Below are 24,015 nucleotides of genomic sequence, written 5' to 3' on the forward strand. Positions count from 1 at the left end.
GAGGGCGTCAGCCGACCTTCGCGGTCTCGATCTGCACCGGGGTGTTGGGCTTGCCGCCGCCCGCGGACATGGATCCGTCGTCGCCGTCCGCCGCGATCTTCTCGACCGTCGCGAGGCCCTCCTCGGAGATCGTCCCGAACACGGTGTAGTTGGGCGGGAGCACCGAGTCGGCGTAGACGAGGAAGAACTGGCTGCCGTTACTGCCGGGGGTCCCGCTGTTCGCCATCGCGACCGTGCCGCGGGGGTAGACCACCGGATTCGCGAGTGCCGGATCGTTCGGCGCGAACGCCGTCTCCGGGTACTCGGTGGTGAAGCCGTAGCCCGGTCCGCCGGTGCCCTTCCCGCTGGGATCACCGCACTGCAGGACCTGCAGTCCCAGCTCCGTCGTCAGCCGGTGGCAGGGTGTGTCGTCGAAGTAGCCCTGCTGGGCGAGGCTCGTGAAGCTGTTGACCGTGCACGGGGCCTCGGCACGGTCGAGGACCAGGCCGATCGGTCCGGAGCTCGTCTGGAGGTCGACCGGGACGGTGCCCTCGGTGGAGACCCCGGACGTGGGCGGCGGCGTGACGTCCTTGGCAGCGGGCTGCCCTGCCGGATAGGCGCAGTCCACGGTGGCCGCGGCCGGTGCCGGGACCGGCGGCAGCGTGCCGAACCTGGACAGATCGAGCGACTGTTCCGCCGCGCTCGTGGTGGCCGCCTTCGATGAGGTGCCGGTCGACGAGCCGCCGGAGTCGGACGAATCCGAACAGCCGGCGAGGAGGACCGCGAGGCTCACGCCTGCGACGAGGATCGAGGTGCGTTTCATCGGTCCATCCTCACACGAGACCTCAGTCCATCCGGACGGACGTGATGTCGATGGGCAGGTTGGGCTTGCCGCCGCCCGCCTGCATCGATCCGTCGTCACCGGCCGCCGCCACCTTCTCGATGGTCGCCAGGCCCGTCTCGTCGACCTTCCCGAACGCGGTGTACTGCGGGGGCAGCTGCGAATCGGCGTAGACGAGGAAGAACTGGCTGCCGTTGCTGTCGGGCTGGCCGCTGTTGGCCATCGCGATGGTGCCGCGCGGGTACGTCACCGGCACCTGCAGCGACGGATCCGACTCCTCGTACTGGTCGGTGGGGAATTCGTTCGCGAAGCCGTAACCGGGGCCGCCGGTGCCTGCGCCCGTGGGATCACCGCACTGCAGGACCTTCAACCCCTCGGACGTGACGAGCCGGTGGCACGGGGTGTTGTCGAAGTAGTTCTGGCTCGCCAGGCTCAGGAAGTTGTTGACGGTGCACGGGGAGTCGGCGTTGTCCAGGATCAGGCCGATGTTTCCCTGCGTCGTCTGCATGCTGACGCTGACTTCCTGCAGCGTGGTGTCGATGTCGTCGGTGCGCGGCGGGTTCACCTGCTTCGCCGGCGGCTGAGTGCTGGGGGTGTACGTGCAGGACACCTTCTCGGGTAGCGGTTCGGACCGGCCCGCCGGCATCACACCGGGCGACTGCGGCGACGCCGACACCGACTCGGCCGCCGACGCTTCCGTCGCGTCGTCGTCGCCGCTGGTGAGGGCGAAGACGACGGCGCCCGCCGCCACCACGAGCACGACACCGAGCACCGAACCGGCGATCGTCAGCTGCTTACGCTTGCGTGCTCTGTCGGCGCGGCGTTCGAGCTGACGCTCGAGCTTTCGTTTGGCTGCTTCCCGGCGCTGCTCGTTGCTCGGCACTGCGGTGGTCCTCCCGTATCGGTCTGTCTGGCAGTCGGTCGATATAGCAGTTGGTCGGTGCAAACTACCCCCGGCACACGACCTCCAGAGTCTGCCATCCGAACCTGAGAACATCCTGGCGGGGCGGCGGCTTAGGCTGTAGCGACTGCAATGTCCACTCGAACAGGAGCCTCACAGGTGCTCGTCACAGGATTCCCGGCCGGGATGTTTCAGACCAACTGCTACATCCTCGCGCAGGACGATGCCCAGGAATGCGTCGTCGTCGACCCAGGACAGGACGCCGCCGAACCGCTGTTCGAGTTTCTGGAACAGTCGAATCTCACGCCGACCGCGGTGCTCCTGACCCACGGTCACCTCGACCACGTCTGGAACGCCTACGACGTCTGCGAGAAGTTCGGGATCCCCGCGTACATCCATCCCGAGGACCGGTACATGCTGTCGGATCCCGGCCGCGGCATCGGCCCGACGATGAAGCCGTTCATCGAGGGCATGACGTTCGTCGAGCCCGGCGAGGTGATCGCGCTCGCCGACGGCGACGTGATCGAGCAGGCCGGGATGTCGTTCGCCGTCGACCACACCCCGGGGCACACACAGGGGTCCGTGGTCTTCCGGACCCGGGTCGCCACCGAGAACGGTCCGGTCGAGATCGCCCTCACCGGTGACACCCTGTTCCAGGGGTCGATCGGTCGCAGCGACCTGCCCGGCGGCAACCACGAACAGTTGCTGCAGTCCATCGCCGACAAGCTTCTGATCCTCGCCGACGACACGGCGGTTCTCCCCGGGCACGGCGGGTCGAGCACCGTCGGCGCCGAACGTGGGTCGAACCCGTTCCTCGTTGGACTCTCGGGATCGAAATAAGGAAAAGTAACGACAGTGAGCAAAGCCAGCACCTTCTCCGCCCCCAAGGGCGTCCCCGATTACGTCCCGCCGCAGTCGTCCGAGTTCGTCGCGGTCCGTGACGGACTCACGCGCGCTGCGCGACTGGCCGGATACGGCCACATCGAACTTCCCATCTTCGAGGACACCGGGCTGTTCGCCCGCGGGGTCGGCGAGTCCACCGACGTCGTCAGCAAGGAGATGTACACGTTCGCCGACCGCGGTGATCGTTCGGTGACCCTGCGGCCCGAGGGCACGGCGGGCGTCATGCGGGCCGTGATCGAACACGGCCTGGACCGCGGCCAGTTGCCGGTGAAGCTGAGCTACGCCGGACCGTTCTTCCGCTACGAGCGACCGCAGGCCGGTCGTTACCGCCAGCTGCAGCAGGTCGGGGTGGAGGCCATCGGCGTCGACGACCCCGCCCTCGACGCCGAGGTCATCGCCATCGCCGACGCGGGGTTCCGGGGCCTCGGCCTCGACGGGTTCCGGTTGGAGATCACGTCCCTCGGTGACGACACGTGCCGGCCGCAGTACCGGGAACGGTTGCAGGAGTTCCTGTTCGCCCTTCCCCTCGACGAGGAGACGCGTCGGCGGGCGGAGATCAACCCGCTGCGGGTTCTCGACGACAAGCGCAAGGAGGTGCGCGAGATGACGGCGGATGCACCGCTCATGCTCGACCACCTCTCGGACACGGCGAAGGCGCACTTCGACGAGGTCCTCGCACACCTCGACGCGCTGAGTGTGCCGTACGTGGTGAACCCGCGAATGGTCCGCGGCCTCGACTACTACACGAAGACGACGTTCGAATTCGTCCACGACGGTCTCGGTGCGCAGTCGGGTATCGGCGGCGGCGGACGGTACGACGGCCTGATGGCGCAGCTCGGCGGTCAGCCGTTGTCCGGCATCGGTTTCGGGCTCGGCGTCGACCGGACCGTCCTCGCGCTCGCTGCCGAGGGCAAGACCGCAGGCTCGACCGCCCGCTGTGAGGTCTTCGGCGTACCCCTGGGCGAGGAGGCGAAGGCGAAGCTGGTGGTGATCGCTCAGCAGTTGCGCGCCCAGGGGATTCGAGTCGACCTCGCGTACGGCAACCGCGGGGTGAAGGGCGCGATGAAGGCCGCCGACAGATCCGGCGCCGCGCTGGCACTCGTGCTCGGCGACCGCGACATCGCCGACGGGACGGTGGGAATCAAGAATCTCGCCACCGGCGATCAGGAATCGGTCTCCTCGGCGGACGTCGTCGCACGCGTCGGAGCCATCCTTGGCGCGTGACGACACCGCGCCGGTGTCACTCGACCTCGTTCCGATCGAGTTGATCGCACCACGGCTCAAACGGGTCGCGGCGATCGCCATGCTGATCGGTGTGGTGGTCGGCGTCCTCGTCGGGTTCTTCGGGCCCGTGTGGGTCGGTGTGACGGTCGGGGCCGTGATCGCGGTCCCGACCGCCGCGTCCGCTCTCCTCACGTTGCGGCGACGCATCACACTGCAGACCGGGCGAATCCGGTCCACGGGTGGGCTGCGCAGCAGGCACGTCGACGTCACGAGGGCGGTCGCAGCGGAACTGGTGGTCCGTTCGGCTCGCGTCAGCGAGGTGAGCGTCCGGATCACGGACCCCGACGGGAGCCTCGCGATACCGCTCGCCCTCTACACGACCGACGGCGGCCGTGAACTCGAGATCCTCGGGCTCCGCAGGCTGGCCGACGCCCTGACGACGAGCGAACTGGTGCCGGCAGCCGCGATCGCGTCGGTGCTCATCGAGCAACTACGCGCGGAAGCGCGCGGCGCGGCCCTTCCCGAACGCCCCCTGTTCCGGGCCGTGGAACTGGTGCGTTCGGAAGGCCGCGTGCCCACCACCACGCTCACCGATCACGAGGTGGCAGCGCTCCTCGACTGAGCGATCAGCTCCGGTCGCCGAACGGACTGTCGTCGAGATCCTCGCCGCCGATCACGGCGGGCACGACCATCGGGAGGTCGCCGACGCACGCGTTGTTCTCGCCGGCGTTGACGAGGTAGCTGGGTGTGGACCGGCCGCTCAGCTGGTCGTCGCCCCCACGCCCGGCGCCGGCCATCCCGGCGCCGCCCATGGGCCCGCCAGGTGACGAGGTGGCGGCCGGAGCGGCGCACTGTTTCGGAGTGGTCCCGGTATCACCGGGGCACAACCGGCACGGTGACCGTTCCGCGAGGTACGGAACCGCCACCCGCGGAGACGCTTCCGCCCACGCCGCCACCGTACACGCCGATGCCCGCGCCGCCGGCGATGCCCACCGCACCCGGAACTGCGCCCGCTGCCCCATGTGCGGGAACGACGGCGGATTTCGCCGACGGGGCGTCGGCAGGCAGGTCGGACGAGGAGACACTCGCCGCCTGGGTGCTCGCCGACACCACGTCGCCGAGGCAGTCGGTGAAGGTGGAGATCATCGTTGCCCACACCCTCGATCACGCTGGACGCGATGGCGAACGGTGACGTCGGTGCGGCTCCCGATACGGCTCCGGGCACAGGGGCGGCGGTACCGGACCGGGCGCAGCCAGTCCGTTCATCGTGAGGGTCTGTTCGTTCAGTTCGGTGCGCGTCTGCGTCACGATACCGATGGCCGCCTTGAGGTGCTTGGCCGCGGACGCGAGCAGCATTGCCTGCCCGGGTGGAGTCATCACAATCGGCGCGGCGGTAACGCAGTAGCTGCGAACGACTCCGAGGTAGTCATGAGGTTCGCGTTGCCCCGCGGCGTGGACGCGGCGGACGTCTGGGTGCTCGAGATCTCCGGTGCCGCGTTCGCTCGTTCCGTGCCGCTCGACTGAGCGTCTACGTAGATCTCGGACTGTCTGCCACTGGTGTGGCGGGCGCCTGAGATGGACGTGTGTCACGGCTACCCGTATCACCGTGCGGTGGTGTGGGTTGGACCGTGTCCCACACCGACGCTTGTGGTGCAGGAACATGCTGTTTCGGATTCACCCCCAACCGCCGTGGTGCGGTGGGCAGGCTGCGGCGGACCCGGCGATGCCGGGGCCTGCTCGGGGTCGGACCGGTTTTGTCGCGGCACCTGCGTATCGGCGCGTGCTCGGCGACCCGGACCGCGGGCAGCTGCCCCCGCCGGCGGGTGACGTTGTTCTTGCCGAGGAGCGCGCGTTTGGCCAGGTTCACCCCCGCGAGGTGGTCGCGGTTGCCGCCGACCCGGCAGCCCGGGCACCACGCGGTGTGGTACCCGCCGGGACGGGCAAGTGGTTCGTCGCAGCCCGGACACCATGCGGACGATCCTCGGGCGGGCACCGAGACCACCGTGATGCCGGCACCGGTGGCGGTGTGCGCGAGGGCGGCGACCGCTTGGCGGCGGGCGGACTGCGCGGCCCGGTTGTTGTTGACCCGCCCGTGTCCGCGGGTCTCGAGGGTGCTGAGATCTTCCACCGCGATCACCTGCGCTCCCGCGGTGGTGGCGTAGTCGGTGACCTGGCAGGCGAAGTGGAAGGCGAGTTCCCGGTTGATCTTCCCCCGCTTGGCACCCACCGCGGTGCGGTGTTCGTCGAGGACGGCGATCTTCGCCTCCAGCTGGGCGCGGACCTCCGGTGGGGCGGTGGCGGCCAGCCGGGTCAGCCGGGCGGCCTTGGCGTGCAGCAGCTGCCCCTCGGCCTGCAGGCGCGCCAGTTTGATTCCGAGGCCGCGGTCGTCGTAGGTGAAGCCCCGGTAATCCGACACCAGCCCCTCCGGGCTGTCGGTGGTGATGGCGGCGGCACCGAGCGTGGACGGGGACCAATCCACCCCCACCGCGACCGCGGCCGAGTCCAGGTCGCCTGCCGGGACGAGTTCGGTGGCGGCGCACCGCCACAACAGACCCCGGTGGTCGAGGACCAGGATCGGCAGAGGCCAATCGATGACAGGCCGGCCGCACAGGTGCGCGGGGATGGCCGCGGTCAGCCGCACCCGCCGCCACTGCGCCCGCCCCACCGGCGCGGGACAGGTCGGCAGCTTCACCGTCAACACCAGCTCATGCTCTGCGACGGTGACGGCAAGCTGCGCGAGCTGCCGATCGGTGGCCGACAGTCGGGCCATGGCCGCGATCTGCGGTGGTCCCTGCAGGTCGGTGATCCGCAACCGGCCGGCCGGTGCCCCGCCACTGGAGCGGGCGCGTGCGGCGAGCTGGCGCCGCACACCCCGAGCGAAACCCGAGGGCACAGAGTCGCCCGGCTCGGTGGGTGCGGTCAGACGACCGGTGGCCGGGTCGAATCGGGTCGACAGTGCCGCGATCGCGGTGTCCCGGTAGGTCAGGGTCCGCAGGGTGGCCAGCACCTGCGCGGTCACCACCCGGCTCACCCGCGACGGCACATAGACCCCGTCCGGATAGGTCGGATCCCAGCCGAGCCGCGCCGCGGCGACATGACCCTGTGCGGGCAGCCTGCGGTCCTGGCGGTCACGGCCGGCGGCGAGCACGTCGAACGTCGCCGGCCGCCACAGCCGCGACACCAACTCGGCGCCAGCACCTGCAATCAGATCGAGCAGCCACCCCACCCGGGTGTCGACGTCATCGAGGCCGATCCGCTCACCGGTCGCGTCGTCGACCGCCACGTGGGCGCGGGTGGTGAACGCGAACTGCCGCGGCGTCGTGGAGACCCCGTCGTTGATTCCGTGGCGACCAGAGCGCCCAGAAACCACGCCGGACAACGATGCCGGCACCGCCGTTACGTCATCCATCAACCCTCCCACCAGTACATGTGGCAACCGGGTGCGTAAGACCTCGACAGTAACGCCGACCTCCGACATTTAGCCTCGGGGGGAGTCCGCAGGCGGGCCGAACGTCCGACCGGGACACCTGGTGATCCCTGGCTTTTTGAGTGGTCGTCTGCGGGCTCGGTGTCTGGTCGAGCGGTGTCCTTGTTCGGGAACTGGGAGCCGGCCGGTAGGCGTGGACTCCTGCTTAGAGAATGTCTGGGCCGTGGCCGCGATGGTGAGTCACCTGGTGAACAGGGATGTGGACCGACAGGAGCAATGACGATGGCATTGACGTTGGGGATCGACGTGGCTGTCCGGGCCGAGCGTCAGACAACGCTGGCCCGTGATGGTGCCACGGTATGGCGTGGCCGTTCTGGCCACGGCCGGCCGATCTGGAACGGTTGTGGGCGGACTTGTGTCGCTTGCCAGGGTGATGGGACCACCTCGTTGCCACGAGCATGGGACCACCCGAAGGTGTCATCGAGCATCGACCTCGCCTTCTGAACTGTCAATGGCACCACGCCCGGGGCGGGTGCGTTGCCGGTAGGACGGTCCCTCGATGACGAGGGTGTGTGCCGCGGAGGTGAGCCGATCGATCGCCGACTGCGCGAGCAGGGCATCGGTGGTCATCGACAGCCACTCGGAGGACTCCCTGTTCGAGCTGACGATCGTCGCCTTGCGGCGGTGGCGCTCCATGACCAACTCGTAGAAGTCGTTGGTCTCGGTGGCGTCCAGGGGCCGAAGCGCAAAATCGTCGAGGACCAGGAGATCGACGGTGGCGATGCGCCGCATCTCCGCCTCGACCGAGTGGCCGAGCCGGGCGGCGCGCAGACGGGCGAACAGCTTGTCGGCGCGGGCGCAGAGCACCGTCATCCGGCGCCGGATCGCGACGTGCCCGAGGGCGGTCGCCAGGTGCGTCTTGCCCACCCCAACCGGTCCCAGAACCAGGACCGAGTGGCCGGCCTCGGCGAACCGCAGCGAAACCAGATCCGACAGCAGGGATCGGTCGTAGCGGAGGTCGTCGAGGGCGTTCCAGGTGTCGATTCGCATCGACTGATCCAGACCGGCCTTCGCCGACCGTAAAGTGGCCGAGCGTGATTCCCGCCGGGATACCTCGTCGGCGAGGAGCAGTTCCAGGAACGCGACGTGGCTGAGCTGGTGCTGGCGGGCCAGGGCGAGTCGCTCGGGCAGGGTGTCCTTGAGGGCGCCGAGTTTGAGTGTTTTGAGGAGGGCGATCAGGTCGGCGCCGATCGGATCGACCGGCCCCGCGGGGGCGGGTGGGGTGGTCATCGTGTCTCCTTCGTGTCGGTGTTGCCGCCGGAGATCACCGTCAGATGCCCGGTCCTCTCGGTGGCGACGCCGGTCCCGGCAGTGGCGACGGTGGTCCTTTCGGTGGCAACACCGGTCCCGGTAGTGGCGACGCTGGTCCCGGTGGTGGCGATGCTGGTCCCGGTGGTAGCAGGTGTGGTCCTGTCGGTGGCGGGGTCGCGGGTGAACCGGGACGGTGCCGCCGACCCGGCGGCCGGCAGCAGCGGCGTGGTGGTCTCGGTGGCGCGTTCGAGCATCGAGGCGATCTTGCTCACCGACACCACATCCAGATCCAGCGCCGTCGAACATGCGGACTCGACCGGGCCGGGCCCGTAGCGGCGGACCAGCCCGAGCAGCCGGTAGACCGCCCGCATCGAAGATCCAGGGCAACGGATCGTCGAGCAGTCTTTCGGCGTAGATCCCGACGGCGCGGCCGTGCCCGGCGCAGGTGCCGATCAGCCGACAGATTCCCGATGCAGAGCACGAACTGGTGGTCGAGCGGGTGTGTGCCATCGACGTGGCCAAGGCCTCGGGAAGGGTATGTACCCGGACACCGGATCCGAGACGACCAGGCCGGCGGGCCAGCACGGTGTGGGACGCCCCGGCCACAACCGCCGCGATTACGGACCTCGGCGAGCAACTGGTGGCGGCGGGCATCGAGAAGATCACCGTTGAATCGACGTCGGACTACTGGCGGATCTGGTTCTATCTGCTCGAATCGGCAGGGTTGACGGTGCAGCTGGTCAACGCCCGCGATGTGAAGAACGTGCCGGGGCGCCCGAAAACGGACAAGCTCGACGCCGTGTGGCTAGCCAAACTCACCGAGAAAGGTCTACTGCGTCCGAGTTTCGTCCCGCCGCAACCGATCCGATAGCTGCGCGACTACACCCGGCTGCGGATCGATCTGACCCGCGAGCGCACCCGCTATTGGCAACGGCTCGAGAAACTGCTCGAGGACGCGCTGATAAAGGTGCCGTCGGTGGCTTCTCGTATGGACACCTTATCGGTGCGCGACATGCTGGAGGCACGGATCGCGGGCGAACGTGACCCGCGGCGGCTTGCCGGTCTGGCCCGCGGCGCGATGAAAGCCAAGCACGCCGCCCTGGTCGAGGCGCTCACCGGCCGGTTCGACGATCATCACGCCGAGCTGGCCCGGATGCTGCTCGACCAGATCGACACCCTCAACGCACAGATCGCCAGGCTCACCACCCGCATCGACGACCTGCTGGTCACCATCATCGACGAGCGCAGTGACCCGGTGCCGTCCGACGACCAGGACGCCGCGCGCGACGAGTCAGGGCTCACCACGATCGAGCGGCTCGACGAAATTCCCGGCGTCGGGCGTGCCGCCGCGCAGATCATTCTCGCCGAGGTCGGGCCGGACATGACAGTATTCCCACGCCCGCGCACCTGGTGTCGTGGGCGAAACTGTGCCCGCGCACCATCCAGTCCGGGCCGATCTAGCGCGGCGGCCGAACCGGCAAGGGCAACCCCTACCTCAAGGGAGTGCTCGGCGAGGCCGCCACCGCAGCCGCCAAGACAAACACCTTCCTCGGCGAACGCTACCGGCGAATAGTCAAACGTCGAGGCAAGCTCAAAGCCCTCGTCGCCGTCGCCCGCTCCATCCTCGTCGTGGTCTGGCATCTGCTGATCGACGCAAACGCCCGGTTCCACGACCTCGGCGCCGACTACCACACCCGCTACATCGACACCGAACGCAAGCTTCGCAGCCACCTCGCCCAGCTCGCCGCCCTCGGCTACCGCGTCACCGTCACGCCCGCGCCTAACCCAAACCCATACCTTCACAACCTGATCCGGCTCCGCAAGCTACGCCGGATGCTATGCCTGCCACTCACCTTCAGCATTTTCCGGTCAGAGGCGAAGGGGTGTTCCGCCCGCCGTCTCGGCGAGCAGTGCCCGCGACTTCGCCCGGATTTCGTCCATCGGCTTCGTCCATCCGAGGGCGCGTAGGCAGGCGTCGGCGAGGAGTCCGGCGGCACCCTCGTTCTCGGGCCCGGGAAGTAGTCCACGTTCGATGTCGGCGCGGGTTGCGATGGCGCTCTCGACTATTCGGAACGGCAGGTCGGTCAGGGCGGGGGAGGTGTCGCCCGAATCGTCGGTGATTTCCGTGAGGGCCTGGTCCGCCAGCTGCCGGTAGTGCCGGCGCAGCAGGGTTCGCTGGGCGCGGAACGGCTCGAATCGATCGGTCAGCAGTTCCGGAAGAAGATACAGCGCACCGAGATTCCATTTGGTGGCGGTGAGTTGCGTGACGTCGTAGGTGGCCAGCGCGTGCAGGCGCACCGTGGCGGGCGCGGCGGCGTCGGCGAGCCGCCCCGCGGCGGCGAGCGCGGGTGACACCGTCTCCTCGAGGAGCGCCGCCAGGATCTCCTCCTTGTTGGGGAAATGGTGGTAGAGCGATGCCTGCCGGATACCGACCATCTCGGCGATCTGCCGGGTCGAGGTGGCCGCGAAACCCTTGGTGGTGAACAACTCTCCGGCGGCGTCGAGTATCTCCTCGGGAGTGGTCTGCCCTGGTCTGCGCTGACTGGTCAGTCGGGGTCGTCCCGGCCCTGTGGTCACCGCTCCATGATGTCAGGTCGCTCGGGAATCGACGGTCTCCACCCGCAGTGAGGGTTTCGTCATGTTCCCGAAACGTAGGCAACGATGCTGTTACGGCCGGCCGCGATCTGGATACGCGGGCGTCACCCACCGAGCCACTTCCGCGAGAAAACTATCGAGCGACAGATATTGCTCTCGCCGAAGGAGTAAGCCCTTGAGTACACCCACAAGGACTGCGCAAGTGCTGACCGCGCCGGCCGCACCTCCCCGCCCGTCCGGCGGAACCGGCGTCGACGACACGGGCGACCTCGGCGAATTCGGCTACGAGCAGCAACTTCACCGTTCTCTGGGTAAGTTCGCGTCGTTCGCCGCCGGCTTCTCGTTCGTCTCCATCCTCACCACCATCTTCCAGCTCTTCGGGCTCGGATTCGGATTCGCCGGACCCGCCTTCTTCTGGACGTGGCCGGTGGTGTTCGTCGGACAGTTCATGGTGGCGCTCAACTTCGCCGAACTGGCCGCCCGGTACCCCATCTCGGGGGCGATCTACCAGTGGTCACGCCGGATGGGCGGCGAGGTGGTCGGCTGGTTCGCCGGATGGTTCATGATCCTCGCGCAGATGGTGACGGCGTCCGCCGCGGCCATCGCCCTGCAGGTCGTGCTCCCCAACGTGTGGAGCGGATTCCAGATCATCGGTGAGGACAGCACGCTGACGTCCGCGAGTGGCGCCGCCAACGCGGTGCTGCTCGGCTCGGTCCTCCTCGTGCTGACCACGTTCATCAACTGCATCGGCGTCAACTGGATGTCCCGGATCAACAACATCGGTGTGACCTGCGAGATCGTCGGGGTCATCGCGGTGATCGGCATGTTCCTCACCCACGCCCAGCGCGGGCCGGAGGTCGTGTTCGACACGGGCACGGCCGGTGCGTCACCCGGCTACGGGTGGGCGTGGATCGTGTCGGGTCTGATGGCGGCCTACGTGATGGTCGGATTCGGCTCCGCGGGCGAACTCGCCGAGGAGACACGGAACCCGCGCCGGGTCGCTCCGCGCACGATCCGCCTCGCGCTGTCCGTGTCGGCGCTCGGTGGTGGGCTCATGATCATCGGCGCGCTGATGGCCGCACCGAGCCTGACCGACGGCCGGCTCGCCGCCGAGGGCCTGCCGTACGTGCTCTCGTCGATTCTCAGCTCGCCCTGGGGCACGCTCCTGCTCGTCGACGTCGCGATCGCCGTGTTCGTCTGCACGCTGGCCATCCAGACGGCGGCGTCCAGGCTGGTGTTCTCGATGGCCCGCGACGGACGGCTGCCCGCCTCGCAGATTCTGTCGACGGTGAACACCCGCACCGGAACACCCATTGCGCCGTCGGTCCTGATCGGCCTGGTCTGCATCGGGATTCTCGCTGTCAACGTCGGGAACTCCGCCATCTTCGCGACCCTCTCGAGCGTCTGCATCATCCTGATCTACCTCGCCTACCTGATGGTCACGGTGCCGCTCCTGCTGCGCAGGCTGAAAGGCTGGCCGCACGGAGGACCGCAGGTCGACGCGGACGGACGGAAGCTGTTCTCGCTCGGACGGTTCGGCCTTCCGGTCAACATCCTGGCCGTCGGCTACGGCGCGCTGATGGTCGTCAATCTGTCCTGGCCGCGCGCCGAGATCTTCGACCCCAGCGGCGACTACCCCCTCCTGCGGTGGGCCGCCCCCGTCACCGTCGCCGCCGTGGTCGCGCTCGGATTCGCGTGCTTCCCGCGCGGCAGCACGACCCCCAACCCCGTCACGATCGGAGCCTGACATGACCTCAGTGGACACCTCGACCACCAGTGCCGCGAAGGAACACGCGCGTGCCCAGTCAGGAGTGGTCACCGACTCGATGCCGGTGGTCCCGGCGTCGTCCTGGCCCACCCCACCGTCCGACATCGATCCGGCACAGCTCACGTGGGCGGAGACGGTTCCCGGTGGCCGGTACACCACGAAGGTGCTGGGCCGCGGCACACGACTGCGACTGCGTGACCTCGCCGGCCGGGCCTGCGCCCACCTGCTGCTGTACCGGGCCGACGCGCCGTGGGAGCGGCTCAACGTCGCCGACACCGTGAAGGTGCCGTGGCAGGCGTACCTGGGCACGGGACATCCGCTGCTCTCCGATCAGGGGCGCGTGCTCGCGACGCTCGTGTCGGACGGATCCGGGCGGCACGACGCCCTCTGCGGCACCACGTCACTCGCCTCGAACACCGCGAAATACGGTGACGGCAGCCTGCATTCGGCATCCCCGGGGGGTCGTGAACTCTTCACCGTGGCGGCGGCGAAGCACGGACTCGAGCGGCGCGACCTGCCGCCGTCACTGTCGTTCTTCCACGGGGTGCGGGTGGGGGAGGACGGGTCGCTGAGCAGCATCGGATCCGCCGGCGCGGACACCGCGGTCGACCTCGTGATCCACCTCCCGGTGATCGTCCTGATCGCCAACACGGCGCACCCACTCGATCCGTCGCCGACGTACGACACGACCTCGCTCGAAATGCTCGCCTGGACCGGTGTGGACGTGGCGGAGCCCGTCGGCGCCGACCCGGAGTACCACCGAGCTTTTCTCAACACCGAAGACGTCTGGGCTGCAGCGCAGCGCCAGGGACGGGAGCAGGCATGACCACCACCATCGAGACCGCACCGCTGGTACCGGGAACGGTGATCCTGGACGAGGAAGTCGGCGCCCGCGGACCCTGGTCTGCCGTCGTCGTGGCCGGTGACGTCCTGACCATCGTCGACCTGTGCGGCAACCAGGCCGTGGACACCCTGATCTACGCGGCCGACGATCACCGGCAACGCTACTCGGCCGCCGCGACGGTGTCGGCGCAGCGAAACCTGTTCCTGACCACGGGAAGTGTCCTCCGCACCGACGATCACGACGCCCTGATGACGCTCGTCGCCGACGAGGTGGGCTCGCACGACACGGTGGGCGGCGCCTGCTCGCAGGAGTCGAACACCCTGCGGTACGGCCACCACACCAAGCATCAGCACGCCTGCGTCGAGAACTTCCTCGCCGAAGGATCCCGGTGGGGGATCGGCAAGCGGGACCTGGTGTCGAACATCAACTTCTTCATGAACGTTCCCGTCGACGCCGACGGCACGCTCGGAATCGTCGACGGCCTGTCCGCACCCGGCCGTCGCCTGGCGCTCCGCGCGGAGCGCGACGTGCTGGTGCTGGTGTCCAATTGCCCGCAGATCAACAACCCCTGCAACGGTTTCGACCCGACCCCGGTTCGGATGATCGTGACCCGGCCGACGGGAGCGCAGGCATGAGCGCCAAGATCACCGTTCACCGGCCCGGCATGCTCACCACGGTGCAGGACTTCCCCGGACGGACCGGGTACTGGCACGTCGGCGTGCCGCCGTCGGGGCCGATGGACGACCTGTCGTTCCGGCTCGGCAACACCGCGCTCGGCAACGACGAGGGCGCCGCCGGAATCGAATGCGCCATGTCCGGTCCCGCACTGCAGTTCGACGAGGACACGGTGGTGTGTGTGACGGGCGCGCCCGCGCCGGTCACCGTCGACGGAGTGCTGCAGGCGCAGTGGCGTCCGGTACGGGTTCCGGCAGGCGCAGTCCTGGACATCGGCGAGGTGGCAGGACCCGGCCTCCGCATCTACGTACTCGTCCAGGGCGGGCTCGACGTCGACGACTTCCTCGGCAGCGCCTCGACGTTCACGCTCGGCAAGTTCGGCGGACATCAGGGCCGCACGCTGCGGCAGGGCGATGTTCTCGCGGTCGGCGAGCACACCGGCGCCCGCGCGGCCGCCGTCCCCGCCGAATACGTTCCGGCCCTGTGCCGTCGCTGGGAGATCGCGGTCACCGAGGGCCCGCACGGAGCACCCGAGTTCTTCACCCGCGCCGACATCGACACGCTGTACCGGACCGACTACGAGGTGCACTTCAACTCGGACCGCACCGGGGTGCGGTTGATCGGCCCCAAGCCCGACTGGGCCCGCACGGACGGCGGCGAGGCCGGACTGCATCCGTCCAACATTCACGACAACGCGTATTCGGTCGGCGCCCTGGACTTCACGGGGGACACCCCGATCCTCCTGGGCCCGGACGGACCGAGCCTCGGTGGGTTCGTGTGCCCCGTCACCGTCGTCGCGGCGGAACGCTGGAAGCTCGGACAACTGGCGCCCGGCGATGCCGTGCGCTTCGTGCCGATCAGGGCCGACCGGGCCGCGTCCACGCGGGCACTGGGTCCCGCGCGGCGGGCGGCGCACTCGACGGTCTTCTCCACCACCGGCGACCGCGACGACGGCGTGATCGCCCGGCGCGACGGCGAGACCGCCGTGACGTACCGGCGGTCCGGCGACGACAACGTCCTGGTCGAATACGGCGACATGACCCTCGACCTGGCACTGCGGGCCCGCGCCCACGCGTTGCACCAGCGACTCGAGGTCGAGAAGCCCGCCGGGCTCCTCGACCTGACACCGGGCATCCGCTCGCTGCAGGTCCGGGTCGACCCCGACGTGCTGCCGATCCCTAAGCTCATGGGGCTGCTCGGCGAGGCGGAGGACGCGCTGCCCGCGGCGAACGAACTCGTGGTGCCGAGCCGGTCCGTGCGGATGCCGCTGTCGTGGGACGACCCCTCGACGCGTGAGGCGATCCAGCGCTACATGCACGGTGTCCGTTCCGACGCACCGTGGTGCCCGTGGAACATCGAGTTCATCCGCCGCATGAACGGGCTCGGCAGCGTCGACGACGTCTTCGACACGGTCTACGGAGCGGAGTACATGGTGCTCGGGCTCGGAGACGTCTACCTCGGCGCACCCGTCGCGACACCACTCGACCCGCGGCATCGGCTGGTCACCACGAAGTACAACCCGGCCCGCACGTGGACGCCGGAGAACGCGGTCGGTATCGGCGGCGCATACCTGTGCATCTACGGAATGGAGGGCCCGGGCGGCTACCAGTTCGTCGGCCGAACCACCCAGGTGTGGAACCATCGGCATCCCGAGAGGTCGGGACCGTTCGAGGACGGCACCCCGTGGCTGCTGCGCTTCTTCGACCGGATCTCCTGGTACCCCGTCGAACCGGACGAGCTGATGGACCTGCGATCCGACGTCGCGGCCGGTCGCGGCGGCGGCATCGAGATCACGGAGGGCACGTTCTCGCTCGCCGAGCACCAGCAGTTCCTTACCGCCAACGCCGAATCGATCGGCGACTTCCGGGCCGAGCAGGCCGTCGCGTTCGCCGCCGAGCGGCAACGCTGGTCCGCGGCAGGGGAGTTCGCGACGGTGGGCTGACCGCGTTACGCGAGCATGTCGGTGAAGCTGTCCGGCCTGGGTGTGTCCGCGCGTTCCCGGGGCACGTAATGCACTTCGACGACCCCGTTGCCGTACGACTCGGTGCCCACCAGTTCGAGGCCACGTTGGTCGGAGATCTCCGAGAACCAGGAGGCGCCCGGTGACACCACCGGGTAGACGAAGAGATAGAACTCGTCCACCAGCCCCAGCGCGAGGACCGATCGTGCGAAAGAGGATCCGCCGGACAGGTGAATGTTCTTGCCCGGCTGTCTCTTCAGATCCTCGAGGTAGGTCACGAGCTCGTCGTCGGTGGCCACGACGACCTGTTCGGTGCCGGCCCATTCGGTCAGCGGGTGGTCGCCGGAGCGCGAGAAGACCAGCTTCCGGTAGGTGTTCATCCGTTCGGCCATGATCTGGTTGGTTTCGGTCCCCGCGCGTTCGGCCAGCGCGCGGGGCCAGTAGGCGGCCATCTCCTCGTAGGTGGTGCGCCCGACCAGCACCGTGGCGAAGGTCGAGTAGATTCGATCGATCTCGCGGTACTGGTCGTCGACGAGGTCGTGGACCCACGCGGCGGGGTCGTCGAGGCGACCGTTGAGTGTCGTCATCATCTGCAGGACGATCTTGCGCATGGAAGGTCTCCTCCGTTACGCCTGTCGCTCGGCCAGTTCGGCGAGCTGCTTCGTGACGGTGCCCCAGCCATCGTAGAAACCCATTTCTTCGTGGGTGTTGCGGTCGGCGTTGTTCTTGTGCATCACGTGGGCGACGTACTCCGTGCCGGTCGGATGGTCGTTCAACGTGATGATCGCGGTCATGAACGGCTGCTCGGCGGGACGCCAGCCACCGACCAGCGAGTTGGTGAACACGATGCGCTCGAGTTCGTCGACGGCGAGGAAACAGCCACTGATGTGTGGCACGAATTCGCCCCCGTCCTCACTGATCCGGGTCGTGAACGCCCCGCCCGGGCGTAGTTCCATGTCGACGACCCGGCACCGGGACGGCGCGGGGACCCACCATTGCTCGAAGCTGGCGGGGTCGGTCCAGGCGCGCCACACGACCGGACGTGGTGCCCGGATGATGCGCGAAATCGTGAGGTCGAGATCGGGTCTCGCGGTGTCGGTCATTGCGGTGTGTCCTTTGCGTGTGCCGTGACGGTGTGTTCGGTGACGAATTGTTCGAGTCGGTCGGTGCGGCTTTCCCACAGTTCCTGTTGCTCCGCGAGCCACGCTTCGACGGCCGTGAACGGTTCCTTCTCGATCGCGCACGTCCGTACGCGCCCCTGCTTGTGCGTCCGGATCCATCCGCTGTCCTCGAGGAAGTGGATGTGCTTCATGAAGGAGGGCAGGGCCATGTCGAATGGTTTCGCCAGTTCGCTGACCGTCGCCGGGCCCCGGCTCAGGCGGCCCAGCACGGCCCGCCGGGTGGGGTCGGCGAGCGCTTGGAAGATGCCGTTCAGCTGCTCCGGATACTGAGCCATAAGGCAAAGTATTCACCGCAGCAATAGTTAGCGCAAGGGCTAACTGACGTGGGTGGTGTCAGCCGAGCTTGCCGCGACCGGGCGTGAGCGGGACGTCCAGGGCGTCGTAGAGCCCCGGCGCGGCCGTCCGCAGCCAGGGGATCGCGTTGACCAGGCGCCCCACCGCGGTGGCGTTGCCGCCGGCCGCTCGATTGCCGCCCTCGTCGGTGGCCTCCACGTTCACCTCGATGCGCGGCCGTCCCTCGATGATCACCTTGTGCGCGCCGTCCCCGCCGTCCGGCGGCACGGGCCAGTCCGGTGCGCACGACGGGTGGATCCGTGTGACGTGCTCGATGACGATCAGGGGCTCGCCGCCCACGATGCCCTGGACTTCGAAACGCAGCGCCCCCTGGGTGCCTGACTCGAACTCGCCCATGAGATCGGTGGTGATCGTCTCGTCCAGCGGCCGGCGCAGCAGCGTCTCCCGGATCTCGTCGAGCTCCACACCGAGGGCCCGGGCGATGAGCCGAATCTGGCCGCCCCACACCATCGTCGGCACCGTCGCCGCGACCATCGGCGGTTCGTAGTCCATCGGTTGGCCCATGCCGACGAGGTATCGCACGGAATCGTGCTGGTCGTACGTGGTGTAGTCGAAGATCTCCTGGCAACGGATCTGATCGATCGTGCCGGCCAGGCCCGTCATCAGGATCGGCAGGACGTCGTTGCCCCATCCCGGATCCACGCCCGACACGAACAGGGCGCCGCCGCCGGACTTCGCGGCCGCCTCGATCGGGTCGCGCAACTCGGCCGGCGCGTTGCGCTGGTCGTAGAGCGCATAGATCGACGGGGTCACGACGACGGCCCCGGCGGAGAGTGCGCGGGTGATGTCCGCCGCCGCATCGTCCGGGCGAATGTCGCCCGACGCGGCGTAGACGACAGCGCCCGGTGAGGTCGCGAGCACAGCGTCGGCGTCGTCGGTTCCCGCCACCCCCAGCGAGCGGCCCAGGCGGGCGAGGTCGCCGGCATCGCGTCCGACCTTCTCCGGGTTGGCCACGATCACCGCCGTCAGCTCGAGTCCGGGGTGTGCATCGATCGCGCGGATCGCGGCCCGCCCCGCATTCCCGGTGCCCCACACCACTGTCCGAATCTTCCCCTGGTCGGCCATGGAATCGGACCCTACCCAGTGTGCGAGGTCGACGCTGCCTGAATTGGGGCAATGCCCTGACCCGCCGGTGCGAGGGTGCTTCGCACGGGCGGGGTTGACCTGCGAGCTTTCGCATGGGTCGTTCGGCGTATGTGGGTACCTGTCTTTTCGAGTTGCTCCAGGCCCGGCCACGTTGAGGTGGACAATGGGAAGATGCACCCGCACGGGACGCTGCCCGGCTCGGGAAAAGGTCTGAGCAGAGCCGAACTGCTGGCCGCGGTATCGCTGGCGATCGATCTCGGTCTGGGACAACCGATGGAACACATGCTTCGGTCGTCCTTGATCGCGACACGGATAGCGGAGCGGATGGGACTCGACCCCGAGCAGCAAGCGACCGTGTACTACGCCAATCTGGTCGGGTGGATCGGCTGTCACGCCGACTCCCACGAACTGTCGGCGCTCTTCGGTGACGACATCGCCTTCCGGGCCGACACCTACGCGGTGGACATGACCGGCCTGCCGTTTCTGCGGCTGATGACGAGTCACGTGGGACGCGGACTGCCGGGCTGGGAGCGCGGCATCCGGGCCGCTGTCTTTCTGGTCGCAGCGCGCGGCCGGGTCGCCACGCTGATCCATTCACATTGCAGTTCCGCCGGGGTTCTGTCCGATCGGATGGGCTTGGACGGGCAGGTCGGAAAGGCGCTGGCGTACGTCTTCGAGCGTTGGGACGGCCGGGGGTTGCCCAACGGTTGTCGCGGAGAGGGTATCCCGATCGAGATCCACATCTCGCACGTGGCAGACGTCGTCGAGGTGCACCTGCGGACGGGTGGGCTGGGGCACGCGAAGGAGGTTCTCCGTTCCCGGCGCGGCAGTCAGTTCAGCCCGGCAGTGGTGGAGGTGTTCGAACGTGACGCGGCGGCGATCGTGGACGGGCTGCTCGAAATGGACGTCTGGGTCGCAGCGTTGGCTCGGGCTCCGGATCGCGACCGAACCCTGACGGCCGAGGAGAGTGACGAGCTACTCGGGGCCATGGCTGATTTCGTCGATCTCAAGTCTCCGTTCACCCTGGGGCATTCGCGTGGCGTCGCGAATCTGGTGGCCGGGGCGGCCCGGCACCTGGGCATGTCGCCGTCGGATATCACGCATCTCTACCGTGCCGGCCTCGTGCACAGCCTCGGCAAAATGGGAGTGTCCAACCAGATCTGGGAGAAGAAGGGGCCGCTCACCACGACTGAATGGGAACGGGTGCGAATGTATCCGGATCTGACCGGCCGGATACTGAGCCGGGTCAACGGCTTGGAGTCGGTGGTGTCCGTCGCGATGAAGCACCGGGAACGGATCGACGGGTCCGGCTTTCCCCGGGGGATCGCGGGCGCGGAATTGACCGCGAAAGATCGGCTGCTTGCCGCGGCGGATGCCTATCAGCGACTGCTCGAGCCGCGTCCGCACCGGCTGGCGCTCGATCCTCGCGGCGCTGCCGATCGGTTGAAAGAGGAGGCGCGCACCGGACGCCTCGACGCCGAGTCGGTGGCGGCCGTGCTGGCGGCGGCGGGGCAACGGGTGTCGCGGCGGACGCCCTGGCCGGCCGGGCTGACCGACCGCGAGGTCGAGATCCTGCGACTCGTCGCGCAGGGCCGGTCGAACCGAGAAATCGCCGCTGACCTGTTCATCGCCGAGAAAACGGCACGCAACCACGTCGAACGTGTCTACGCCAAGCTCGGGGTGAACAACCGCACGCAGGCCAGTCTCGCCGCGATCGACCGGGGTCTGGTGGGCTTCCCGGTCAATGCGGTCGTGGGGAAGTGAAGCATCCGCCTTCTGGCGGGACCGGCCGTGTGGGGCCGTCATCGACGGGATGCGCTGGGCCGGGACCGCCGGTCCAGTACCCACACGGTGGCCAGCATGAGAGCGACGGCGAATGAGGCGAGCGCGATGAGACTGGCGCCGGTGCCTCCGCGGAAGGTGTCGCCGTAGGCGGACATGGCCGGCAGGGTGGCGCTGTACCGGTCGAGATCCAGGTCGCGCCCCAAGGCTTCGAATGCGTGGCGGTTGGACAGGCCGAGGCTCATCAGGCGTCCCGGGAGGGCCATCTCGTCAACCGGGACGATGGCTCCACCGAACAGAACCTGAGGGAAGCAGAGCATCGGCAGGGCGAGGGCGGCCTGCGCGGCGTTGGAGACCGCGGCCGAGGCGAGCAAGCCGAGAGCCAGCGCCGAGGTCGCCTCGATCACGATCGTCACGAACAGGACGGCCGACACGTCCCACCCGACGGCGGGGAGCCGACCGAGCGCCCGCAGCACACCGAGCAGCAGCGCGCTCACTCCAGCCAGCACCGGAAGCAGCGCTGCCACCTTGGAGGCCACGTAGGCGCCGACACTGAGCCCGGCCAGGCGCTCCTGCCGGAAGACGGCCATCTCCCCGACGATCTGGAGCAGGCCGTACGTGAGGCCGAAGAAGAAGCCTGCGAATGCGATCCAGAAGACGATCTGGGCGGGGCCGAGGTCGGCCGCGCCATGCGGATCGAACGCGCCGCGCTGGAACAGCGTCGCCATCATCGCCGTGACCAGCACCGGTGAGCCGAGCAGCACCGCCAGGGTCAGCCGGTTGCGAAGGAGGACATCGACATTGCGTTTTGTGAGTAGCCACCATTGCCGCACCATGCCGGTGCGTTCGACGTCTGAACGGGTGGCGGGGACGGGCAGGACGGGCGGTAGCGCCGAGCCGGTCCGGGATTCCGAGGTCCCACCGCTGTCCGCGAATCGCTCCGCCCAGATCTGGGGAGTGTGCTCACGAGCCAGCCGGTCGTACACGTCCGCGAGGTCCTCCACACCGAAGTAGCGCCGAGCCTCGGTCGGGCTGCCGGTGAAGGCGAGGTGGCCGTCGCGAGCCAGGAACACCACCCGGTCGCACCGGTCGATGCCGGCCGGCTCATGCGTCGTGAGGACGACTGTGACCCCGCGCCGGCTGAGTCGGCGCAGCAGGCGCATCACGTCGGCTGCGGTCGACGGATCGAGCCCGGAGGTGGGTTCGTCGAGAAAGAAGAGGTGTGGCCGGGTCAGTAGTTCCACGGCGATACTGGCCCGCTTGCGCTGGCCGCCGGACAGCGCACGGACCGGCACCTCGGCTCGATCGGCCAGGTCGAGGTCCTGCATGGTCTCCTCGACTATCCGGTTCGCTTCGGCCGCCGATGTGCCCGCGGGCAACCGGAGCCGCGCCGCGTACCGCAGCGTGCGGCGCAGGGGCATCTCGAGGTGGATGATGTCGTCCTGGGGCACGTAGCCGATGCGCGAATCGGCGCTGACTCGGGCACCGCGAACGACGCCGTCGTGCCGAACCTCACCGGCAGACGGTGGTTGCAGTCCCGCGAGGATCTCCAGCAATGTGCTCTTTCCTGCTCCACTGCCGCCGGCGATGGCGACCAACTCGCCCGGCTCGACCGACAGTGACAGCTCCTGGAGGATCTGCCGTGCCCCGACCTGCCGGCTCACGTCGACCGCATCGACCCGCCCGACGGTCGGTGATTCGAATGTCGATCCGGTCGTGACCGATGATTCCTGAACTCGCTTTGTCATGCCCTGATCATCGGCCGGCCGCTCACGTCGTCGCATGGGGCGTTTGCCTCAAATCGGGCGCCGAAAACCGATCCAAGTCGAAGCCTATGAGGCAAGCTTCAATCAGATCGATGGTGGAGGCAGGGATGGGGAGCGGGGTGTCACAGATATTCGCGGGACGCCGAATCGTCGCGGTCTTGGCGATCTCGATGACCGGACTGGTGGGATGCGGTGAGTCGGCAGTTCCACCAGCCGTGCCCGACGCACAGCTCGACGACACGATTCCGGCGGCGATGGAGCACGCCTCGATTCCCGGGGCCATCGTCGGTGTCTGGCAGGACGGCGCCGCGCCCTACGCCGAGGCGTTCGGGGTGGGCGACACGGCCACCGGGGAACCCATGGCGCCCGACCTGTTCATGCGCGTCGGCAGCGTAACCAAGACCTTCACCACCACCGCCGTGCTGCAACTGGTCGACCAGGGAAAGGTCGGCCTCGACGATCCGATCGACAGGTACGTACCCGACGTCCCCAACGGGGACACGATCACCATCCGCCAGTTGGCGGCCATGCGCAGTGGGCTTCCCGACTACTCGGAGGTGGTGATCCCGGCGCTCCCGAGTCAGCCGCAGCGCCAATGGACACCCCAGGAACTGCTCGAGATCAGTTTCAGCCGTCCACCGCTGTTCACACCGGGCACCGAGTTCGACTACTCCAACACCAATACCGCGCTCCTGGGCCTCGTGGTCGAGAAGGTCTCCGGCCAGCCGCTGAACGCATTCATCGACGAATTCATCACGCGACCCGAGAATCTCGGCCACACCTCCGTCCCGACCGATGCGGCCCTTCCGTCACCGCACGCTCACGGATACACGAAAAAAACCGACGGGGAGACGGTGGACGCGACCGACTGGAACCCGTCGTGGGGATTCGGTGCGGGAAACATGATTTCCACGCTCGACGACCTGCGTGGGTGGGTGCGCGACTTGGCGACCGGAACGTTGCTCTCGCCGGCAACCCAACGCGAGCGGGAGCAATTTCAGCCGGCGCCGTCGGAAGGTGCGGGTTCGCTGTACGGGCTTGGAGTCGAGAACCAGAACGGCTGGATCGGCCACAACGGAAATATCGCGGGCTACCAGACCTACGCGTATTACCTTCCGCCTGAAGGGAAGACGGTGGTAATGCTGGTCAATACGAACGTCGACCCGCTGGGCGTGTGGAACTTCTTCGCCGAGATCGTGAAGATCGTCAGCCCCGATCATCCCTGGCCGGCGCCTCCGTCATAGAGACCGGATGAAAAGGCTTGTTGCCGTCCGGATCAGGTACGTCTTTGGTCTCCGGAGTCGGGCTCTTCGGCAGTCGGTATCGATGAGGGCATTCCTTCACCCAGCTGACGTCAGCAATCCGACGATTGCAATCGCGAGTGCCGAGGCGGCACCGCAGATTGTCCAGGCCTGCAC

The 24,015-nt window shown here is 68.2% G+C and carries 22 protein-coding genes and 1 pseudogene; 10 read left to right on the plus strand and 13 right to left on the minus strand.

From position 1 onward, the window contains the following. Positions 1-7: 7 nt before the first annotated feature. Together PSR88_RS35045 and PSR88_RS35050 are read right to left on the minus strand one after the other, a co-directional pair. Positions 8-802: a peptidylprolyl isomerase gene (locus PSR88_RS35045; protein WP_011598643.1), complete on the minus strand. Its 795-nt coding sequence runs from the start codon at positions 800-802 to the stop codon at positions 8-10. A 22-nt stretch (positions 803-824) separates the two neighbouring features. Continuing rightward, complete coding sequence (locus tag PSR88_RS35050) at positions 825-1,703, minus strand: peptidylprolyl isomerase (protein WP_011598644.1); 879 nt, start codon at positions 1,701-1,703, stop codon at positions 825-827. A 177-nt stretch (positions 1,704-1,880) separates the two neighbouring features. On the opposite strand from PSR88_RS35050, the gene PSR88_RS35055 reads away from it, so the two are divergent. From PSR88_RS35055 to PSR88_RS35065, 3 genes are read left to right on the plus strand one after another with little or no spacing between them, the layout of a single operon-like run. Then, positions 1,881-2,561, plus strand: a complete 681-nt coding sequence (locus PSR88_RS35055) for an MBL fold metallo-hydrolase (protein ID WP_029537560.1) — start codon at positions 1,881-1,883, stop codon at positions 2,559-2,561. A gap of 15 nt (positions 2,562-2,576) precedes the next feature. Further along, complete coding sequence (gene hisS, locus PSR88_RS35060; RefSeq protein ID WP_011598646.1) at positions 2,577-3,848, plus strand: histidine--tRNA ligase; 1,272 nt, start codon at positions 2,577-2,579, stop codon at positions 3,846-3,848. Then, a complete protein-coding gene (locus PSR88_RS35065) occupies positions 3,838-4,470 on the plus strand; it encodes a hypothetical protein (RefSeq protein ID WP_009480147.1) in 633 nt (210 codons plus the stop codon). The genes hisS and PSR88_RS35065 overlap by 11 nt, the downstream gene beginning before the upstream one ends. A 4-nt stretch (positions 4,471-4,474) precedes the next feature. Here PSR88_RS35065 and PSR88_RS35070 read toward each other — a convergent pair whose 3' ends face one another. From PSR88_RS35070 to PSR88_RS35090, 5 genes are all read right to left on the minus strand, one after another. Then, complete coding sequence (locus tag PSR88_RS35070) at positions 4,475-4,660, minus strand: hypothetical protein (protein ID WP_016880154.1); 186 nt, start codon at positions 4,658-4,660, stop codon at positions 4,475-4,477. 61 nt (positions 4,661-4,721) lie between these two features. Next, a complete protein-coding gene (locus tag PSR88_RS35075; protein ID WP_016880155.1) occupies positions 4,722-4,994 on the minus strand; it encodes a hypothetical protein in 273 nt (90 codons plus the stop codon). Between the two features lie 382 nt (positions 4,995-5,376). Continuing rightward, positions 5,377-7,257: a zinc ribbon domain-containing protein gene (locus PSR88_RS35080; RefSeq protein WP_342338811.1), complete on the minus strand. Its 1,881-nt coding sequence runs from the start codon at positions 7,255-7,257 to the stop codon at positions 5,377-5,379. A gap of 495 nt (positions 7,258-7,752) precedes the next feature. Next, the gene (locus PSR88_RS35085) at positions 7,753-8,565 is read right to left on the minus strand and encodes an ATP-binding protein (protein ID WP_016880188.1); all 813 of its coding nucleotides are present in this window, start codon (positions 8,563-8,565) and stop codon (positions 7,753-7,755) included. Continuing rightward, positions 8,562-8,957 (minus strand): hypothetical protein, encoded by a 396-nt coding sequence (locus PSR88_RS35090; RefSeq protein WP_016880189.1) that lies wholly within the window; start codon positions 8,955-8,957, stop codon positions 8,562-8,564. The genes PSR88_RS35085 and PSR88_RS35090 overlap by 4 nt, the downstream gene beginning before the upstream one ends. Before the next feature lie 74 nt (positions 8,958-9,031). Between PSR88_RS35090 and PSR88_RS35095 the strand changes: the two are divergent. Continuing rightward, a pseudogene (locus PSR88_RS35095) lies at positions 9,032-10,338 on the plus strand (IS110 family transposase); the annotation flags it as partial. A 117-nt stretch (positions 10,339-10,455) separates the two neighbouring features. On the opposite strand, the gene PSR88_RS35100 reads toward PSR88_RS35095, so the two are convergent. Beyond that, a complete protein-coding gene (locus PSR88_RS35100) occupies positions 10,456-11,163 on the minus strand; it encodes a TetR/AcrR family transcriptional regulator (RefSeq protein WP_009480158.1) in 708 nt (235 codons plus the stop codon). Positions 11,164-11,383: 220 nt separating this feature from the next. Here PSR88_RS35100 and PSR88_RS35105 point away from each other — a divergent pair, with 220 nt between their 5' ends. From PSR88_RS35105 to PSR88_RS35120, 4 genes are read left to right on the plus strand one after another with little or no spacing between them, the layout of a single operon-like run. Then, a complete protein-coding gene (locus tag PSR88_RS35105) occupies positions 11,384-12,928 on the plus strand; it encodes an amino acid permease (RefSeq protein ID WP_016880190.1) in 1,545 nt (514 codons plus the stop codon). 1 nt (position 12,929) lies between these two features. Beyond that, complete coding sequence (locus PSR88_RS35110; RefSeq protein WP_011598657.1) at positions 12,930-13,775, plus strand: urea amidolyase associated protein UAAP1; 846 nt, start codon at positions 12,930-12,932, stop codon at positions 13,773-13,775. Then, positions 13,772-14,428 (plus strand): urea amidolyase associated protein UAAP2, encoded by a 657-nt coding sequence (locus tag PSR88_RS35115; RefSeq protein ID WP_011598658.1) that lies wholly within the window; start codon positions 13,772-13,774, stop codon positions 14,426-14,428. Before PSR88_RS35110 ends, PSR88_RS35115 begins: the two co-directional genes overlap by 4 nt. After that, positions 14,425-16,410: a 5-oxoprolinase/urea amidolyase family protein gene (locus tag PSR88_RS35120; RefSeq protein WP_011598659.1), complete on the plus strand. Its 1,986-nt coding sequence runs from the start codon at positions 14,425-14,427 to the stop codon at positions 16,408-16,410. The genes PSR88_RS35115 and PSR88_RS35120 overlap by 4 nt, the downstream gene beginning before the upstream one ends. Positions 16,411-16,415: 5 nt before the next feature. Here the strand turns inward: PSR88_RS35120 and PSR88_RS35125 are convergent, their stop codons facing one another. Genes PSR88_RS35125 through PSR88_RS35140 form a run of 4 tightly spaced genes read right to left on the minus strand, consistent with a single transcriptional unit; the run spans position 16,416 to position 19,028 of the window. Next, a complete protein-coding gene (locus tag PSR88_RS35125) occupies positions 16,416-17,039 on the minus strand; it encodes a dihydrofolate reductase family protein (RefSeq protein ID WP_016880191.1) in 624 nt (207 codons plus the stop codon). A 15-nt stretch (positions 17,040-17,054) separates the two neighbouring features. Further along, positions 17,055-17,531 carry an SRPBCC family protein gene (locus PSR88_RS35130; RefSeq protein ID WP_011598661.1) on the minus strand — a complete coding sequence of 159 codons (477 nt, stop codon included), beginning with the start codon at positions 17,529-17,531 and terminating at the stop codon, positions 17,055-17,057. After that, on the minus strand, positions 17,528-17,884 hold the full coding sequence (locus PSR88_RS35135) for an ArsR/SmtB family transcription factor (RefSeq protein ID WP_016880192.1): 357 nt from the start codon (positions 17,882-17,884) through the stop codon (positions 17,528-17,530). Before PSR88_RS35135 ends, PSR88_RS35130 begins: the two co-directional genes overlap by 4 nt. A gap of 58 nt (positions 17,885-17,942) precedes the next feature. Beyond that, on the minus strand, positions 17,943-19,028 hold the full coding sequence (locus PSR88_RS35140) for a dihydrodipicolinate reductase (RefSeq protein WP_011598663.1): 1,086 nt from the start codon (positions 19,026-19,028) through the stop codon (positions 17,943-17,945). 192 nt (positions 19,029-19,220) lie between these two features. On the opposite strand from PSR88_RS35140, the gene PSR88_RS35145 reads away from it, so the two are divergent. After that, positions 19,221-20,813 (plus strand): HD domain-containing phosphohydrolase, encoded by a 1,593-nt coding sequence (locus PSR88_RS35145; RefSeq protein WP_011598664.1) that lies wholly within the window; start codon positions 19,221-19,223, stop codon positions 20,811-20,813. Between the two features lie 38 nt (positions 20,814-20,851). On the opposite strand, the gene PSR88_RS35150 is transcribed toward PSR88_RS35145, so the two are convergent. Then, positions 20,852-22,579 carry an ATP-binding cassette domain-containing protein gene (locus PSR88_RS35150; protein ID WP_050787440.1) on the minus strand — a complete coding sequence of 576 codons (1,728 nt, stop codon included), beginning with the start codon at positions 22,577-22,579 and terminating at the stop codon, positions 20,852-20,854. Between the two features lie 125 nt (positions 22,580-22,704). Here PSR88_RS35150 and PSR88_RS35155 point away from each other — a divergent pair, with 125 nt between their 5' ends. Beyond that, the gene (locus PSR88_RS35155) at positions 22,705-23,841 is read left to right on the plus strand and encodes a serine hydrolase domain-containing protein (protein WP_011598666.1); all 1,137 of its coding nucleotides are present in this window, start codon (positions 22,705-22,707) and stop codon (positions 23,839-23,841) included. Positions 23,842-24,015 lie beyond the last annotated feature (174 nt).

It is taken from the genome of Rhodococcus sp. DK176 (genome assembly GCF_038447315.2).
GTDB lineage: Bacteria > Actinomycetota > Actinomycetes > Mycobacteriales > Mycobacteriaceae > Rhodococcus_F > Rhodococcus_F jostii_A.

What these genes read in the sequence shown, in the direction of transcription:
- PSR88_RS35135 (WP_016880192.1), bottom strand. Translation starts at nt 17,884, where the DNA reads ATGGCTCAGTATCCGGAGCAGCTGAACGGCATCTTCCAAGCGCTCGCC.
- PSR88_RS35115 (WP_011598658.1), top strand. Translation starts at nt 13,772, where the DNA reads ATGACCACCACCATCGAGACCGCACCGCTGGTACCGGGAACGGTGATC.
- PSR88_RS35110 (WP_011598657.1), top strand. Translation starts at nt 12,930, where the DNA reads ATGACCTCAGTGGACACCTCGACCACCAGTGCCGCGAAGGAACACGCG.
- PSR88_RS35155 (WP_011598666.1), top strand. Translation starts at nt 22,705, where the DNA reads ATGGGGAGCGGGGTGTCACAGATATTCGCGGGACGCCGAATCGTCGCG.
- PSR88_RS35070 (WP_016880154.1), bottom strand. Translation starts at nt 4,660, where the DNA reads ATGGGCGGCGCCGGGATGGCCGGCGCCGGGCGTGGGGGCGACGACCAG.
- PSR88_RS35125 (WP_016880191.1), bottom strand. Translation starts at nt 17,039, where the DNA reads ATGCGCAAGATCGTCCTGCAGATGATGACGACACTCAACGGTCGCCTC.
- PSR88_RS35090 (WP_016880189.1), bottom strand. Translation starts at nt 8,957, where the DNA reads ATGCGGGCGGTCTACCGGCTGCTCGGGCTGGTCCGCCGCTACGGGCCC.
- PSR88_RS35045 (WP_011598643.1), bottom strand. Translation starts at nt 802, where the DNA reads ATGAAACGCACCTCGATCCTCGTCGCAGGCGTGAGCCTCGCGGTCCTC.
- PSR88_RS35140 (WP_011598663.1), bottom strand. Translation starts at nt 19,028, where the DNA reads ATGGCCGACCAGGGGAAGATTCGGACAGTGGTGTGGGGCACCGGGAAT.
- PSR88_RS35120 (WP_011598659.1), top strand. Translation starts at nt 14,425, where the DNA reads ATGAGCGCCAAGATCACCGTTCACCGGCCCGGCATGCTCACCACGGTG.
- PSR88_RS35075 (WP_016880155.1), bottom strand. Translation starts at nt 4,994, where the DNA reads ATGATCTCCACCTTCACCGACTGCCTCGGCGACGTGGTGTCGGCGAGC.
- PSR88_RS35145 (WP_011598664.1), top strand. Translation starts at nt 19,221, where the DNA reads ATGCACCCGCACGGGACGCTGCCCGGCTCGGGAAAAGGTCTGAGCAGA.
- PSR88_RS35080 (WP_342338811.1), bottom strand. Translation starts at nt 7,257, where the DNA reads ATGGATGACGTAACGGCGGTGCCGGCATCGTTGTCCGGCGTGGTTTCT.
- PSR88_RS35130 (WP_011598661.1), bottom strand. Translation starts at nt 17,531, where the DNA reads ATGACCGACACCGCGAGACCCGATCTCGACCTCACGATTTCGCGCATC.
- PSR88_RS35150 (WP_050787440.1), bottom strand. Translation starts at nt 22,579, where the DNA reads ATGACAAAGCGAGTTCAGGAATCATCGGTCACGACCGGATCGACATTC.
- PSR88_RS35085 (WP_016880188.1), bottom strand. Translation starts at nt 8,565, where the DNA reads ATGACCACCCCACCCGCCCCCGCGGGGCCGGTCGATCCGATCGGCGCC.